The organism is Pseudomonas asplenii (assembly GCF_001293465.1).
In the GTDB taxonomy this organism is placed as follows: domain Bacteria; phylum Pseudomonadota; class Gammaproteobacteria; order Pseudomonadales; family Pseudomonadaceae; genus Aquipseudomonas; species Aquipseudomonas fuscovaginae_B.
Window position 1 is genome coordinate 1 of record NZ_JSYZ01000044.1, and the last position, 13,941, is coordinate 13,941.

Genomic DNA, 13,941 nt, shown 5'->3' on the forward strand with positions numbered 1-13,941 from the left:
CCCGTGTTCAGGGAGGCCTGATAGTCGATGCCCGCATCCTTGTAGGCCTTGACCACATCACCCGCGCCGATCTTCTCGACCCAGTTTTTGAAGTTGTTCGCGGCCTCGTCCGAGCTGCCGGCGGTCTTCATCTGCACCTGCAGCATCGAGCCAAGCGACGTCACGGCATCCAGGCCGGTGCTGCCGTTCTTCTCCATGCTCGCCAGCAGTTGTGGGAACCATCGGGCCATGTCCGACGCTTCAAAGCTACCTGCCTGCCCCTGATACGCGATCGCCTCGAGCGCCTGCTGCATCACCTTGGGATCATTGATCTTGGCGTTCTGCTGCAGCGCCATGATCATCGACGCGGTGTCGACGCCGCTAGCTCCCTGACCGACTGCGAACTTCGCCGCGATCGGCGCGTAGGACAAGGCCTTGTCCAGCTCCATGCCGGCGCCGACGAGCTGGTTGACCAGGTCGGCCACATCGTTGCGAGACATGCCCGTGTCTTTCGACGTGTCGAGGACTGTCCGGGTCAGCTGCGCCTCCTCGGGCTTGTTCGCAACATCCGCTTTGATCGCGATGTCGCGGATGATCGCCTGGTAGTCCGCGCTGACCTTCGTCGGGATCGCGGCCATACCCACACCGACGACGGCAGCACCGACCGTCGACTTGAGCATGGACCTGCCCGAATCGATCTGCTGCCGGCCCTTCTGCTGCATTTCCGCCGTTTTCACCTCCCGGCCGAGGCGCTGGTACTCCCGCGACAGGCGCCCGACTTCAACGCCCTGCCGCTTCAGGGCGTCCAGATTGCCCTCCAGCTTGCGCAGCAGGCCGGCCGCAGACGCGGCCCCAGTGTCATGGGCACGCTTCCACTCGTCACGCAACTTGATCGTTTCGCCGATGGTGTTCTTCAACACCTTCGCCTTGCTGCCCGCGTCTTCCAGTTTCTTGATATGGCCCTTGGCAGTGCCAAAGGCGGCGCCGAGCGACGATGCCACGGCCCCACCAATTTCCAACGCAATCGCCAAACGCGCCATGCGTCACCTCCTGCAGGCTCAGTCCGTGAGCCACCAAATCATGTCAGCCCATGACATCGTCGAGATCTCAGCCGCCGAGAAACCCAGTTCTGCGGCTAACCGTTTGGCCAGCCGCTTCTGGGTGCCAGGATCAAAGTTCGTCGTCTTGCACCAGACGAAAATAGCCGGCCTGTAAGCGGGTGTAGTCCTTCATGGTGAAGCCTTCAAGGTCTTTCACCCCGACCTCGGTGAGCGATGAAAACAGCTGCAGCTCGCGCACCTCATCGTCACCGTTCGAGGTGGCAGCAGCAGCACGCACATCACGCACGGTCGGGGCACGCATGACGAGTTTGTCGACCTTGATGCCATTTGCCTCGGACGGCGTGCTCAGTTTCACGACGACGCGCTCGGCATCGATCTCCAGGTAGGCAGGAACTTTCTTGCTCATTGAATTGTTTCCTTGGAATAAGGGAGAGTGGTTACAGGCCCAGTGCCTGACGGGTTGCGGCGAGCTGGTCGACACCGTTGATGGTGCGCTTCATGCCGAGCGCATCGATCTCGTAGATCTCGCGACCGTCGACTTCGAGCCGGTAGTAGATGAGCGCCACCGAGTGCTTGATCTCAGCCTTGTCACCGGGCTTCCAGTCGCCCATGTCGACTTCTTTCAGGGTGCCGCGAAGGGTGACAATCACCGGGGTGATCTTGCCCTTGAGCCCCTTGTAGGCCCCCCGGAACGTGCCGTTGAAGGCAGAACCGTCTGCCAGACCGAAGAACTTCAGCGACTCACGCCGGACACCGGTTGTGGTAAAGCCGGCCTCCTGCTTTTCCATGCCCATTTCCAGTTCGACGGGAAGATCCATGCCACCGCCCCGGTGTTCATCCATCTTCAGGGTCAGTTTCGGCAGGGTCAGACTGGGTACATCGCCCTGGAAGCTGACACCGTCCACAAACAGGTTCAGGTTCGACAGGGTTTCGGGAATCATTGCCATGATGTGGGTCGCTCCTTAGGCGGCGGTATCGAGGACTTCGGTCAACCACTGGTTGGTGACTTCGACGAGGAAGTTGGGGTTTTCGGCCGGCGGGACATCGGTAAAGCGAATGACCCAGTACACCTTGCCCTGTTCGAGCTGCGAGGCCGTGTTGCGATCCGGGTCGGCGTAGACCTCGAAATTGATGATCGCGCCCTGGTTCTTCAGGTCGCGCATAAACGCCTGCAGTCCCTCGGTCACGTCTTTCACATACGTGGCGGTGATCGAGCGGTCGACCGCCCATTTGTGCCCGTACAGGATCGCGTCCATGACGATGTCCATGGTCCGGACGCGCGTGACAAATGCCCACTTCGGATCGCTCGACAGCGTTCGGTTGCTCCACAGTCGGTAGCCGTCATCACGAATGATCGTGGCGATGTTCGCGTTGTTCAGCAGGTTCGCTCGGCAGGTTTCATCACCGTCGAGGAACTCGATCGGGCGAGTCGTGCCGGTGATGCCCGTAAACTCCTTGTTCGATGGCGATGCCCAGAAGCCGTACTCGCTGTCGGTCCAGGCGAAGAGCCCAGCGACCCAGGCCGACGCCGGGGCATCAACCGTGGCACTGGCGGTGGTGTCCCAGTACTGAACACCGGGGTCTACCAGATAGGCACGCTTGGCTCCGAAGTTCTTGGCGTAGGCCTGTACTGCCTCGTCAGTGGTGTTCGGTCCGTCGAGAATCGCCAGACCACGCAGCTTGTCTGCCAGCCCAACCAGGGCGGTACCGACCGGCAGCGCCGAGCTGTGCTTCGGGGTGATCAGCAGCCGCGGTTGAGCGTTGAAACGGCTTTTGCCGTCGAGCAGCGCCTCCAGGCCGGTTCGCTTGCCGTCGGCCAGAACGCCGCCGATGATCGCCGATGTCTGCTGTGCCGCATCGGCGACCTTCGCTACGCCGCAAGCGACGATGACTGCTTTCGCACGCTGGTAGATCGCCTGACAGGCTTTCGTGATCGCCGCATCGGGGCCCCAGGCCGCAATCGCCTCGCTCTCACGGGTAATCAGCACCAAGTCGTTCGGCTGCGCGCTGTAGGCCGGCGCCGGGGTGAAGGTATCGACAAGACCGATGATCGACGACGACGGCAAGGAAATGGTCCGGCTGCCGGTGTCGACGTTCGTCACGGTAACGCCGTGGAAGAAACTCATATAGGTACTCTCCAGAAACGACAAAGCCCCGCATTGCGGGGCCATGGGGTTAGAGACGGGTAAAAAAATGCCCCGGCGATGCAGGGCGATTTATTCGGTTTGATCTGCGATCCAGAGCGGAGCGGCCGGACGATGAGCGGGATCGGGGAAGTCACCCGACTGAGGCCAATCGCGCAATGCCTGCATGTAGAGCAACAGTTCTTTGTATTGCTCATCAGTGAACGTCGCTGTGCTTCCGATCTCAAGCTCGTCACGGTGGCGATCACGGAGCCAAGTAACTTTCGACAGCTCAGTATCACGCCACGCTCGCTCGATAACTGATACATCAGGCTCAGGCGGTGGAGGCTCATCAACCAGATAAGGCAACCCATCCTGACCATGAGCCCGAATCTTGCCCGGTACTGGATTAACAATGACTTCAAAAAACAGCTCATCCGCCATCTCAACCGCATCACCAGGTATCTGACCGTGCAAACCCTCGATATAGGTCGTCTGCGTGCTTTGACTATAGAGACGCTTCATACATGGTTCTCCATTAGTAGCCGACCGCATACCAGCGCATGCCGTGTGTATGAGTCACCTGCAGATTACTGCCAGCCATCAGGCTGATTGCGTTGAGGCTAATAGACTTCAGCACTCCAAAACTGTCTGCTGCCCCAGCCACCTGGCCTGTGACCTGACAAGATGCAAAAAAAGCCGCCCTTGGAAAGGCGATCGGTAGACCAATCGACCCGTAATCGAACTCGGAGTAACGAGAAGCCTCAGCGATAGCTCCCCACTGAAGTATCACGCTTCCGAGCCAGCTCGGAAGAACAACATACCCATTCGTCCCCCAAGCCGCAGTGAATCCAAGCCGCAGCTTCCGAGGCGTTATCACGGTTTTGTTATCTAGGCCCTCATTGGCCTCTGCATCCGTCGATATCCTCAGCGTTCCCTGAACAGATTCAGTCGCCTGACCGAGCTTTCCATCCACCTCTGCCTTGCTATAGACCTCAGATTTACCGTACACCTCAGATTTACTGTAAGCATCAGTGATGCCATAGCCGGACAACGTGCTCGGATTCGTACCGGCAATGACCCGTCCGCTCTTATCCACGGTCAGTTTCGTATAGGTGCCGGCGGTAACGCCTGTCCGGCCGGCGATCATCTCGAACGCCAGCGGCGTCGTGCCCAGGGTGATCGGCGCATCGGTGATCAACTGCCAAATACTGTCGCCGTTGGCAGCACCCTGCTCGACATGCACAAACAACCCGGGCGTGACCTCAATGCTCGTATCGGCATCGGCTGCCCGGGGCCAGGCCCCCGCCGCTACCAAGTAGATTCCGTTATCCTTGCCGGCGGCCTGATCCTTGACCAGCACCCGGGCACCGGCTACCAGCGCGACACCGTCGATCGTCTGCAGGCCATTCAGCACGATCGGCGCCGTGGTCGCGACCTGCACCGAGTGTTTGAAGTCCTGCTTGTTCAGAGCCGCAACGATCGACGTGTCGACGTACTCGCGCGTTGCCAACACCACCGCCGGGTCGATCTTGAGCTGGATGTTCGACGTATTGCTGGTGACGATGTGCATCCGCACGACCTGATTGCGGCCCGAGCCCTGGACCAGCAACGGCTTGTAACTCGGCGCGCAGTTCGCCACGGCCGAGAACACGCCGTCGACGTCCTCCAGGGCCAGCTCGCGGATCCACCAGCCGCCCACGTCCGGAGGCAGCACCAGCTCCGCCACCAACACGTTCGCATCGGTTGGAGACACGTATAGCTGATTGAGTGGGGCCCGGTAGACCTGATTGATCAACTTGGTCTGTGTGGGTGACGGCACCGGGTCAGTGCCATTGGCATCACCGATCAGCATGTGGCTCGGCTGCCAGGGGATGCCCAAGGCATCACAGTTGGTTTTCTTGGCGGCACCGGCATTCGTCAGCATGCCGCCAAAAATAGAGTTTTGGTTAACCATTCAGGTGTACGTCCTGTTCGTCATTCGTGATTGTGTGGACGCCGTAGGTGCCCAGCACCTGCACGTCGATATCGGGGTTTTCCCAGGGGTAAACGTCCAGCTCGTCGCCGTCATAGGTCATGACACCGACTACGCAGGTGACGGGGCTCTGCAGGCTGATGTTCAGCGAGGACATGTGCCGGCTGACTGGTTTTGCGTCGTCGATCAACGCTGTCAGCTCGGTGTACATGTCTTCCGTGATGCCGGTGTCGAGTACACCGACCTCCAGGGCGAAGGTTGCCGGTTCGCCCATTGGCGAGGTCTGCCACCACTCGGTGACCTTGAGCAGAAAGCCCAGCGGCTCGACAACACGGCGAATAGCGCCGATCGTGCCCTTGCGCGAGTGCACAAAGAACGCCGATCGGCATACCGCCCGCTTGGTCGCCTCGGGCCATGCGTTATCCCAGCGATCCACTGACCAGGCCCAAGCGAGCTGGTACAGCAGGTGCGCCGGGCAGGTATCGGGGTTGTAAAGGGTGCGCAGGGGCACCTCGACGATCTCGTCAGCGGCGGCCTCGATAGCACGTTCCAGTTGGGTGCTGTTGTTAGGGAGAAGACTGTCCATCAGTTCTCCCCCATCACAACGTTGAAGCCCGTGCAGTACGCCGCCTGCGACCGGCTGGGCGTGATATCCACCCAGTTGGCCAGCTCGACTTTACGTACACCGCTGATGTGCAACTGCGCATCCACCGCCGAGCGCGACACCTCGACACCCAGCCGCCGCCGGGGGTTTATCCACGCCGCGAGGCGCCGCTGGCACTCGGCCAGAATCGCCTCGTTTTCGGATCCGGTACCGGCCATGTGCACCACGGCATCGATCCGGTACCGCAAGATCTCGGCGCTTTGCACCAATACCCTGTCACCCAGCGGCCGGACATCCTCGTCGCTCAATGCCGCGTGCACCGTATCCAGCAGATCCTGGCCAGCAATCCCCTCGCCGACCAAGGCCAACACCGTGACCACCACCACCGCCGGCGACGGGCTTTGCGCCTCGGCGTCAGCCACCTGGCCCGAGGCGTTACGGGCATGCAGGATGTAGCTGCTACGCGGCCCTGCCGTGGTCAGACCCTCGTAAACGAGCTGGATCCGTTCGCGCAGTGCATCGTCATCTTCCAGGACCTGCTCCACGGGGGGCACCGCTGCCAGATCCTCGGCCTGGACAACCAGGCGCTGCAGGCGGACATTCGCCGCCAACTGATCGAGGTCGCCACGTTTGGCATGGGCCAACAACAACGACCGTGCGGCATCGTTGACCCGAGCCCGATTGCCGACCTTACGATAGGCACCGACTTCCAGCAGCTTAAGGACCGGATCGCTCTCCAGTTGCGCGGTCCAGTTCTCCCCCATGTACAACCGGAAGGTGGCGAGGTCGGCCTGATACACCTCCTCGAAATCCAGGCTCTCAAGCACCTGCGGTGCAGGAAGCGTCGACAAATCAACAATACTCACGCGGCCACCTCCATAAGCAGACTATCGCCCAGGTACTGACCGGCCAGCTCCAGCGAGATCTGGCCACCCAACACAGCAAGAACCCTCACCCGCTCCAGCTTGAAACGAGGCTCCCACCGCGCCAGCGCACGGGCGATCTCGGCCTGTACGGCGCTTTTCCAGCCATCGTTGACCGGCAGATCGACAAAGCGGCGAAGGTCGCAGCCGTACTCCGGGCGCTGCCGCCGGCTGCCGATCGGCGTCGTCACGATGTCCTCGATCGACTGGACAAGGTGTTCACGATCGGAAAGGGGCAAGCCGGTACGGCGATCCATTCCGATCATCGCGATTACTCCTGCAGGGGCTCGAACTCGGGGTGGGCCTTCAGGAAGGCGTATTGATCGTCGTCGGCCGCGCTGACACGGCCACAGGCGACGGGGATGGTGCTGCCGTCGGACATGATGAGGGTCCGCGAGGTGTAGACCTTGTCGCGAAAGACACGCGCAGGGCTGACGGCGCTTGCCGCGCTGACAGTAGCAGGGGCCACTGGCTGGCCCTCTGCCGAATCGGGCGGCACAACGGGGCTCGATTTGCTCATGGGATGCTCCAGAAACGAAAAAGCCCGCACGCGGCGGGCTGGTTGATAGGTAAAGGTTAGTGCTTGTGGTTAGGGCTGTTGCCGGTCGTATCCATGATCGAGCCAGCGCTGGTGATGTTGCCGGTGGTGTTGAGCGTGCCGTCGATCGTGACAGCGCCCACCAGACTGATCTTGCTCGAAAGCACGCGGATCTGAGCAGGCGTGACCTCGACCTGGGAGCCACCGACCTTGACCGTGACCGTGCCGGCCGGCAGCTCGATGGTGTAGCTGTTAGCCTGCCAGTCGTAGACTAGGCTGCCACCATCGTCGAATCGCCAGACCTCGACGTGGTCGCGGTTGTCGGCCTGCGGACCCGCCTTGCCGTAAAGGCCCGGCACAAAGGTCCCTTGAGCCGGATCCCCGCTCGGACTGAACAGGATGCCCTCCTCATTCAGGCTTGGCGCCCGCCAGTGACGGGCCTTACCCGCCGCCTGCGAATGCCATTTCACCCAGGCGCTGGTCCAGCCATCGCCATCGGAAACCCGCACCTTGCCAGCCTCCAGATCGACCGCGACAACAAAGCAGGGAAGCACCAAGTCAGCGATCATCCGGTCATGCTGCGCAGAGGCGTAACTCATACAGGATCCTCCAGCTCGACCGGCTCACCGTCATCACCGGGCACCATGGGCTTGCCACCCGGCTCGATCGGCCAGGGCCATTCCTCTTGGCCGAGGTAGACGATCTGGGTCCACTCAACCATCCAGACCGCGTAACCATCCAGTTCCGGACGGGACCAGTCCTGAGCAGCACGAACAAATTTCGCCGGCTCGACGGCCAAACCCCAGGTCTGCATACGCAACAGAATCGTGATCTGCGCCGCAGCGAATGCAGCCATGCGCAGCGCATTCTCCTCCTCGCCGGCGACGATCACCCGGGCCTCGAAGCGAACATCCAGCCCCACCTCGCCGGTACCGGGGTCATGGCCCGGCTCCCACTCGGTCAGCTCAATGACCACACCCGGCAGCGGCACCAGATTGAGCTTGTCCGGCATTGTCCCCACATAGGCCAGCGCGGGGATGGCCTCGGCGATATGCGCCTCCATGGCCGCATACAGATGGTCCAGCGGTATCGGATCATCGTCCATTACCAATCCTCCCCAAGAATTTCTGCAGCTCGTAGTTCAGTTCCTGCCTCATTACCTCCAGCAGCCGCTGGTGGGCCCGATTGGTCCAGGACTCAAAATGCCGCCGGACGTCCTCAAGCGAGATCATCGCCTTGGCCAGGGGGAAGCGACCGCCGTTCTCGGCGATCCAGCCCGAACTGGCACCACCACCACCCGAGACATTGCTGTTCGGGTAGTCGCTCTCCCTGAAATGCTTGCTGGCCGTGCGGATCCAGATGTCGGCCTGACTGCCGTAGACCGCCTTGTAGAAGGCGCCCGCGTAACGACGACCGGCCACAGACACACCCGCCCGGGTCTGCCGTGGACGCCCTGCGCGACTCGCTGCAATCGGGTCGAGGCCAAACCACAGCCGGCCTTGACCGTTGCTGCCGACCGGATAGGCCCGCAGACGCTGCCGCACCGAGGCGACCGCGATACGCTCCTGCACCGCCACCGACCGGCCGACATGCGTCCGAAGCCAGCGCAACGTTTTGTTGATGGACCGGCGTTGTGCTGCCGCGATCGCCTTCGGTGCCAAGCCCGCGAACTCGTCGAACTGGGCGACCTGCTGGGGATTCGCCTGCAGGAAGATCATCCCCTCACCGCCCGTTTGCCGGTGATAGCTGCCTACGCTCATGCCGTTTTCCTCAGCACCAGGGCAACGAGCCCATCACCGCCGGGCTCGATGCTCGCAATTGTGTAGGTACCGCCGCCGTCTTCTGCCGGAAGATCGATCACAACCTTCTGCCGGGTCTCCACCCCGGCGTTGTCACCCACCCGTATCACCAGGTGAGGCTCACGCAACGCGGTGGTGATTCGGCCCAGCTTGGGCTGCAGCCAAGGTGCGGAGAACATCCCGTGCACCTTTCGGCCCTCGATCAGGGCGCGATCGCCCAGGACATCAAACACCGTGTCGTCCACATCGTCGATCAAGTCCCGGAAGGCCATGATCAGACCGTCAAGCGGATAACGGCACGAGGACGGGTGCAGATGTGTAAGGGGTTGGACTGCGCCTCACCGTCGACACCCTTACCGAATGGCATCTCCTCAATCTTGCTGTAGTACGGCAGACCTTCGGTGTTGACGGTCTCGATGTAGTCGGCCGGCGCGTAGATCGACAGGAACAGATCCGAGACGCCCTCGGGCACCAGGCGGGCCTCATCGTCGGCCACATAGGCGTTGCCGCCGACTTTGCCGCGATAACGCTCCCAACTGATACCACCGAAGTCAAACGACTCACGGCCGTCACCGCGCAGCGATGCGGCCTGCTGGCTGCCCTGGTAGGTCTCGACCACAGATTTGTGGGCGATCAGTTTCTTCCAGAACGTCTTGCCGCAGAACGCACGGGCGCCGGTGGTGGTGACGTTGCCGAGGGCATCTTCCTGCATGTCCAGCGCGTCCACGCACTGGGCCTGGATGTTCGTGTCCTGGTTGTTCAGCCCCATCGGCAGTGACTGCTGCTGCACGCCGAACACCTTGTAGATGTCCAGCAGCACCGATTCACCGTCGGCATCGAGCAGCTTGCCGTTGAGCGCGCCCATACGATGGAATTCGTGGGTGGCATCCAACTGGCTGCGAGCCTTGCTCAGGCGCTTGTTCACCACGGCCTGAACGGCCTGCAACTCGGTCAGGGCACCGAACGCACGAATGCCCTGGATCTCGTCAGCCTTGATCGAGAAGCGCTGCGGCAGGTGGATGGTGTTGAACGGGATCAGCTTGCGCTTGCTGCCGCTTACCACCAGGCCAGAGGTGCCGCGCTCGCCCGCCGGCACCAGCGCGAGGGTGTCGCCGTCCTTTTCGAGCTGGACAGTCAGGGTCGGGACGCCCTCTTCACGGAACAGGCCGAGGGCGGCCAGACGGCCCGGCACGTACTCCTGCTCGTTGATGGCGGCGGTCAGGGCTGCAACGCTGAAAGCATCGTCTTGAAAAATGGCAATCTCAGCCATGGGGTACTCCAGAAAGTAAGAACCCCGCTCAAGGCGGGGTTGGGAGAAAGGAAGGGTCAGATCAGCGCAAGATGATGAAATGCGCGGCCAGTGCTTTTTCGGCATCAACATCGACGCCCGTCAGCAGCGCCTCGGTGACCTCAGCCAACCGTACGACAGCACGCCCCCGGCGTGAGGTGTCCGATTCACCGAGCGGGGCAAAGAGGATGCAGGCGGCGTTTTCGGTACCGTCCTCGGCGGCAGGGTTGTAGGCGGCGAACTCGCCGGTAGCCGTGACCAGCCCCAGCAGTTGGCCCGCAACCAGAGCCGGGCCAGCGGCGACACTGATGGCTTCACGGGAGATCTTCCCTGCACCCTCGGACAGCAGGAACTCACCGGCGTGGACCGGTTCCTGTTGGATGTTGCTCATGGTCGTGCTCCTTTATTGGTGGCCTGCCGGCGGGCAGCCCAGATACTGGATGGGTTGGGGAGTTGCGCCTTGACCGGCGGTTGTTCATCGTCAGCAGGCGGCAAGGCGTTGTTGATCTCGAAGCCCTTACCAGAGCTGACAATCTTCTCGAACAACCGCGCCCGCACCGCATCAGCGTCCAGGCCGGCAGCGACGTACTCTTTCGTCAGCTCAGGCAGCCGCGCCGCGACACAGAGATCGTGTACGCCCTTGGCCTGCTTCATCGCGGCCTGTACCGTCGCTGCGTCACTCAGCTTCGTCGACGCGATCAGCGTCTCAGCCAGGTTGCCGATACCGGCCTTTGCGCAGCCCTGGGTGATCATCAGCGCCAGGGCCGTGGAGTCGGCAACGTCAGGCTTGGTCGTGGCAGGCGGCTTTGCCGGATTTTCTGCTGGCGGCTTACCGGCCAACTGATCGAGCAACGGCTGCGGGGTTTTCTGGTACCGAGCCATGGCCGCGCCATTGCCCAGGCAGGCCCGCACCTGCACACCGCTGCCGATCTCATCGACCAGACCGAGGTCGAGGGCCTCTTGGGCGGTGAGCCAACTCTCATCGTTGACCAGGCGCCGCAGCTCGGCTTCGTCGATCTCGGGCGACTTGGCCTTGTAAGCCGCGATGATCACCTCGAACGCCTGGTCGAGCACATCGGCCACCCGGCGCAACTCATCGGCGTCACCCTCGATCCAGGTGTAGGGGTTGTGAATCATGAGGATCGCGTTCGACGCCATCACCACGCGGTGAGCGCCGCACACCGCAACGCTGCCTGCGCTGGCCGCCAAGGCATCGATCCGGGCGGTGCAGCGCTCTCCCAGGCGGGCCAGCGCGTTATGAATGGCCACACCCTCGAACAGGTCGCCGCCGTTGGTGTTGAAGGCCACGTGAACCGGCGAGACACCGTCATCGATCGCCTTCAGATCGCGGAGGAACTGGTTGGCGGTGATGCCCCAACCACCGATCTCACCATAGATATAGATCTCGATCGGCGCCGGCTCGGCATCAGCGGCGCCTTCGGCCTTGGTCGCGGCGCTGATACGGTACCAGTGCTGCTCGTTTTCCGGCTGAGGCGCAGGCGCCTTGTTGAAGATGCGGATCGGTTTCAAGGGGTTCATGGTTTCTCCTTCTCGTCGGGATCGTCTTCGACCGCCGACAAAGTGCTGTACTTGATACCCAGAGCCTGCGCCCGGGCGAGATCGGCAGCGTTCTCTTCGTCCACCACCTCGGCATCGGTACCGTTGCGCAAACAGGTCTCGCTGCGCGTGGTAAAGCCGGCAGCGATTTCCATCTGCCGAGACTGGACGTCTTGCACGGGGTGGATGTAGGCCCAACCTTGTGGCACCCAGCGGGTCCGCCTGTATTCACGGCGCCGCTGCGAGTAGTCCGGCAGGTCGAGCGCCCCGGCCAGGAAAGCCATGTCCAACCAGGCTTGCCGCACAGGACGGCACAACTGGTGGACGTAGACCTGGAACTGGAGTTGCTCTAGCCGACGCCGGAACTCGGTCAGCACCACACGGATCGCGCGGTCGTTCACGCCCTGCATGTCGCCGGTCATCAACTCGTACGGCAAGCCGGTGCCGGCTGCAGCGGCCATCAGTTGCTGCCGCATGAAGTCGCGGTAGTTGTTGCCCGCGTCCGGAGGGTCAGAGAACTCGATCTCCTCGCCTGCCCCCAGCTCCTGCACCGTGCCGGGCTCCAGCCCCACCATGGGGGTGAAACCGTCTCGGTCGAGGCCTAGGGGCGCCCCAGTGAGGGGGTCGAGCTGTGGCCGCCCCTCCGGCGCGGGCTTGCGAACGAAGCCTGCGAACAGGTTGGCCACTTCCTGCCGGAACAGCACTGCGTCATCGAAGTTGTCCAGGCTGCGCAAGCGCTTGAGGACCGGAGCCAGGCGCGGCACACCACGCAGCTGACCCGGCTCCAACGGTTCGAAGATGTGCAGCATCTGCTCAGCAGGGACACGCACCAACTGGTTGTAGCCGACATTCAGCGAGGACTTGTCGCTGGGGTGGACCCGGTAACACCAGTACGCCACCCGCCGGCCCATGCTGTTGAACTCGATCCCGGCACGGATGATGTTGCCGAAGCGGGCCACCTCGAACTTGTCGTGCGGAACGAACTCCGGCGCCAGGCACTGCAGTTGCAGCGGCACCGCGTAGCCATCCTCCGGGCGGCGCGGGCGCAGGCGGATGAAGCATTCGCCCGACTGCTCCACGGTACGAGCGACAAGGGCCTGCAGGCCGTAGAAATCGGTGAGCTGATCGGCGTCAGCCTCATCGACCCAGTCCTCCCACAGCACCTGCATGGCCTTGCGTAACTCTTTGTCGGCGAGCTGGGGATGCGGCGTGATGCCGGTGCCGATCAGGTTGCTGATCCGCTTTTCGATGACGTTGGCCGCGTACGGGTCATTGCGCACCGCGCTGCGGGAGCGAGAACGCAGGTTGCGCAAGGCCGGCATGATCAGGCTGTTCACGCCGGTGTCCGGCGCGTCCCACCCCGATGAGCGCCGTCCCTCGGCGGCGCCTTCGTAGCTGGCCTTGATCCGCTCAGGCACCAAGATGCCCGAACGGCCGAGGGACATATAACGTCCGCTCACAGTCCTTTGCCCCCATGGTAGAGGCGAGTCACACGCGAGCGCGGGCCGGCGGCCTTCACCAGCTCGGACTGGATCAGGTCGCGGGCCTTGATCAACTCGTCGACCGTTCGATACTCGACGGTGCGGTCCGAGTACCGAACGACCTTTTCACCACGCGCGATCGCACGCTCGACGGTGGCGAGGTCTGCTTTTGTGTATGCCATATCAGCGTCTCTTCAGGTAGCCGCTGCTGGAGCTGCGGCGTTGCGGTGGTGGCGCACTACGCGGCGGAGCCGGAAGTGGCGGCGGTGGTCGTGGTGCCGGGGGCGGTGCAGCAGGCGTTGAACCCTGCTCCGTGTCCGAGTTCGCTTCGTCATCAGGCTCGGCAACAGCGTCGCCCTGCTGCAGCGTTTTCGGCGGTGGCGGATCGAACAGCCCCGCCTGGGCCAGCGCCTGACGGGCACGCTCCCAGTCGGCCTCGTGATAGCGGTTGATGCCCAGGTAATGGGCCATCGCGAGGTTGTACACCAGCAGGTCGAGCCCTTCATTGCGTTCGCCCTTGCCCTTGGTCCATTCGATGCGCTTGTGGCCACGCACATAGCGGGCAACCTTGCGCTCGGCCACGCACTGATCGAAGAAGTCATCAGGCATGTCG

General features: G+C 62.5%; 20 protein-coding genes. All 20 read right to left on the reverse strand.

The window, feature by feature from the left end; all coding sequences use genetic code 11:
* Nucleotides 1-1,019 (reverse strand): phage tail tape measure protein (locus PF66_RS30815; RefSeq protein ID WP_160320678.1); only part of this gene is annotated, 1,019 nt, incomplete at its 3' end.
* Nucleotides 1,020-1,149: 130 nt separating this feature from the next.
* On the reverse strand, nucleotides 1,150-1,446 hold the full coding sequence (locus tag PF66_RS30820; protein WP_054064786.1) for a phage tail assembly protein: 297 nt from the start codon (nucleotides 1,444-1,446) through the stop codon (nucleotides 1,150-1,152).
* A 31-nt stretch (nucleotides 1,447-1,477) separates the two neighbouring features.
* Nucleotides 1,478-1,987: a phage major tail tube protein gene (locus tag PF66_RS30825; RefSeq protein ID WP_054064787.1), complete on the reverse strand. Its 510-nt coding sequence runs from the start codon at nucleotides 1,985-1,987 to the stop codon at nucleotides 1,478-1,480.
* Nucleotides 1,988-2,002: 15 nt separating this feature from the next.
* Complete coding sequence (locus PF66_RS30830; RefSeq protein ID WP_054064788.1) at nucleotides 2,003-3,166, reverse strand: phage tail sheath subtilisin-like domain-containing protein; 1,164 nt, start codon at nucleotides 3,164-3,166, stop codon at nucleotides 2,003-2,005.
* Between the two features lie 90 nt (nucleotides 3,167-3,256).
* Nucleotides 3,257-3,688: a phage tail assembly chaperone gene (locus PF66_RS30835; RefSeq protein WP_054064789.1), complete on the reverse strand. Its 432-nt coding sequence runs from the start codon at nucleotides 3,686-3,688 to the stop codon at nucleotides 3,257-3,259.
* Nucleotides 3,689-3,701: 13 nt separating this feature from the next.
* Nucleotides 3,702-5,120 carry a phage tail protein gene (locus PF66_RS30840; RefSeq protein WP_054064790.1) on the reverse strand — a complete coding sequence of 473 codons (1,419 nt, stop codon included), beginning with the start codon at nucleotides 5,118-5,120 and terminating at the stop codon, nucleotides 3,702-3,704.
* The gene (locus tag PF66_RS30845) at nucleotides 5,113-5,724 is read right to left on the reverse strand and encodes a phage tail protein I (RefSeq protein ID WP_054064791.1); all 612 of its coding nucleotides are present in this window, start codon (nucleotides 5,722-5,724) and stop codon (nucleotides 5,113-5,115) included. The genes PF66_RS30840 and PF66_RS30845 overlap by 8 nt, the downstream gene beginning before the upstream one ends.
* Nucleotides 5,724-6,608: a baseplate assembly protein gene (locus PF66_RS30850; RefSeq protein WP_054064792.1), complete on the reverse strand. Its 885-nt coding sequence runs from the start codon at nucleotides 6,606-6,608 to the stop codon at nucleotides 5,724-5,726. The genes PF66_RS30845 and PF66_RS30850 overlap by 1 nt, the downstream gene beginning before the upstream one ends.
* Nucleotides 6,605-6,931 carry a GPW/gp25 family protein gene (locus PF66_RS30855; protein WP_054064793.1) on the reverse strand — a complete coding sequence of 109 codons (327 nt, stop codon included), beginning with the start codon at nucleotides 6,929-6,931 and terminating at the stop codon, nucleotides 6,605-6,607. The genes PF66_RS30850 and PF66_RS30855 overlap by 4 nt, the downstream gene beginning before the upstream one ends.
* A gap of 5 nt (nucleotides 6,932-6,936) precedes the next feature.
* Complete coding sequence (locus PF66_RS30860; RefSeq protein WP_081009958.1) at nucleotides 6,937-7,185, reverse strand: hypothetical protein; 249 nt, start codon at nucleotides 7,183-7,185, stop codon at nucleotides 6,937-6,939.
* A gap of 56 nt (nucleotides 7,186-7,241) precedes the next feature.
* Nucleotides 7,242-7,802, reverse strand: coding sequence for a phage baseplate assembly protein V (locus PF66_RS30865; protein WP_054064794.1), 561 nt, complete (start codon nucleotides 7,800-7,802; stop codon nucleotides 7,242-7,244).
* Complete coding sequence (locus PF66_RS30870; RefSeq protein ID WP_054064795.1) at nucleotides 7,799-8,308, reverse strand: hypothetical protein; 510 nt, start codon at nucleotides 8,306-8,308, stop codon at nucleotides 7,799-7,801. Before PF66_RS30870 ends, PF66_RS30865 begins: the two co-directional genes overlap by 4 nt.
* A complete protein-coding gene (locus tag PF66_RS30875) occupies nucleotides 8,298-8,963 on the reverse strand; it encodes a hypothetical protein (protein WP_054064796.1) in 666 nt (221 codons plus the stop codon). The genes PF66_RS30870 and PF66_RS30875 overlap by 11 nt, the downstream gene beginning before the upstream one ends.
* On the reverse strand, nucleotides 8,960-9,274 hold the full coding sequence (locus PF66_RS30880; protein WP_054064797.1) for a head-tail joining protein: 315 nt from the start codon (nucleotides 9,272-9,274) through the stop codon (nucleotides 8,960-8,962). The genes PF66_RS30875 and PF66_RS30880 overlap by 4 nt, the downstream gene beginning before the upstream one ends.
* Before the next feature lie 2 nt (nucleotides 9,275-9,276).
* Nucleotides 9,277-10,272 carry a major capsid protein gene (locus tag PF66_RS30885; protein ID WP_054064798.1) on the reverse strand — a complete coding sequence of 332 codons (996 nt, stop codon included), beginning with the start codon at nucleotides 10,270-10,272 and terminating at the stop codon, nucleotides 9,277-9,279.
* Between the two features lie 61 nt (nucleotides 10,273-10,333).
* A complete protein-coding gene (locus tag PF66_RS30890) occupies nucleotides 10,334-10,681 on the reverse strand; it encodes a head decoration protein (RefSeq protein ID WP_054064799.1) in 348 nt (115 codons plus the stop codon).
* Nucleotides 10,678-11,829 (reverse strand): head maturation protease, ClpP-related, encoded by a 1,152-nt coding sequence (locus tag PF66_RS30895; protein ID WP_054064800.1) that lies wholly within the window; start codon nucleotides 11,827-11,829, stop codon nucleotides 10,678-10,680. Before PF66_RS30895 ends, PF66_RS30890 begins: the two co-directional genes overlap by 4 nt.
* Nucleotides 11,826-13,292, reverse strand: a complete 1,467-nt coding sequence (locus PF66_RS30900; protein WP_425357928.1) for a phage portal protein — start codon at nucleotides 13,290-13,292, stop codon at nucleotides 11,826-11,828. The genes PF66_RS30895 and PF66_RS30900 overlap by 4 nt, the downstream gene beginning before the upstream one ends.
* Before the next feature lie 11 nt (nucleotides 13,293-13,303).
* Nucleotides 13,304-13,510 carry a phage head-tail joining protein gene (locus tag PF66_RS30905; protein WP_054064802.1) on the reverse strand — a complete coding sequence of 69 codons (207 nt, stop codon included), beginning with the start codon at nucleotides 13,508-13,510 and terminating at the stop codon, nucleotides 13,304-13,306.
* Nucleotide 13,511: 1 nt separating this feature from the next.
* The coding region (locus PF66_RS30910) for a terminase gpA endonuclease subunit (RefSeq protein ID WP_241494487.1) at nucleotides 13,512-13,941 on the reverse strand (430 nt) is incomplete at its 5' end.

Coding starts and splice junctions, on each gene's coding strand:
- PF66_RS30870 (WP_054064795.1), bottom strand. CDS start 8,308: ATGGACGATGATCCGATACCGCTGGACCATCTGTATGCGGCCATGGAG.
- PF66_RS30835 (WP_054064789.1), bottom strand. CDS start 3,688: ATGAAGCGTCTCTATAGTCAAAGCACGCAGACGACCTATATCGAGGGT.
- PF66_RS30840 (WP_054064790.1), bottom strand. CDS start 5,120: ATGGTTAACCAAAACTCTATTTTTGGCGGCATGCTGACGAATGCCGGT.
- PF66_RS30875 (WP_054064796.1), bottom strand. CDS start 8,963: ATGAGCGTAGGCAGCTATCACCGGCAAACGGGCGGTGAGGGGATGATC.
- PF66_RS30855 (WP_054064793.1), bottom strand. CDS start 6,931: ATGATCGGAATGGATCGCCGTACCGGCTTGCCCCTTTCCGATCGTGAA.
- PF66_RS30900 (WP_425357928.1), bottom strand. CDS start 13,292: ATGTCCCTCGGCCGTTCGGGCATCTTGGTGCCTGAGCGGATCAAGGCC.
- PF66_RS30820 (WP_054064786.1), bottom strand. CDS start 1,446: ATGAGCAAGAAAGTTCCTGCCTACCTGGAGATCGATGCCGAGCGCGTC.
- PF66_RS30860 (WP_081009958.1), bottom strand. CDS start 7,185: ATGAGCAAATCGAGCCCCGTTGTGCCGCCCGATTCGGCAGAGGGCCAG.
- PF66_RS30830 (WP_054064788.1), bottom strand. CDS start 3,166: ATGAGTTTCTTCCACGGCGTTACCGTGACGAACGTCGACACCGGCAGC.
- PF66_RS30890 (WP_054064799.1), bottom strand. CDS start 10,681: ATGAGCAACATCCAACAGGAACCGGTCCACGCCGGTGAGTTCCTGCTG.
- PF66_RS30825 (WP_054064787.1), bottom strand. CDS start 1,987: ATGGCAATGATTCCCGAAACCCTGTCGAACCTGAACCTGTTTGTGGAC.
- PF66_RS30845 (WP_054064791.1), bottom strand. CDS start 5,724: ATGGACAGTCTTCTCCCTAACAACAGCACCCAACTGGAACGTGCTATC.
- PF66_RS30885 (WP_054064798.1), bottom strand. CDS start 10,272: ATGGCTGAGATTGCCATTTTTCAAGACGATGCTTTCAGCGTTGCAGCC.
- PF66_RS30895 (WP_054064800.1), bottom strand. CDS start 11,829: ATGAACCCCTTGAAACCGATCCGCATCTTCAACAAGGCGCCTGCGCCT.
- PF66_RS30905 (WP_054064802.1), bottom strand. CDS start 13,510: ATGGCATACACAAAAGCAGACCTCGCCACCGTCGAGCGTGCGATCGCG.
- PF66_RS30880 (WP_054064797.1), bottom strand. CDS start 9,274: ATGGCCTTCCGGGACTTGATCGACGATGTGGACGACACGGTGTTTGAT.
- PF66_RS30865 (WP_054064794.1), bottom strand. CDS start 7,802: ATGAGTTACGCCTCTGCGCAGCATGACCGGATGATCGCTGACTTGGTG.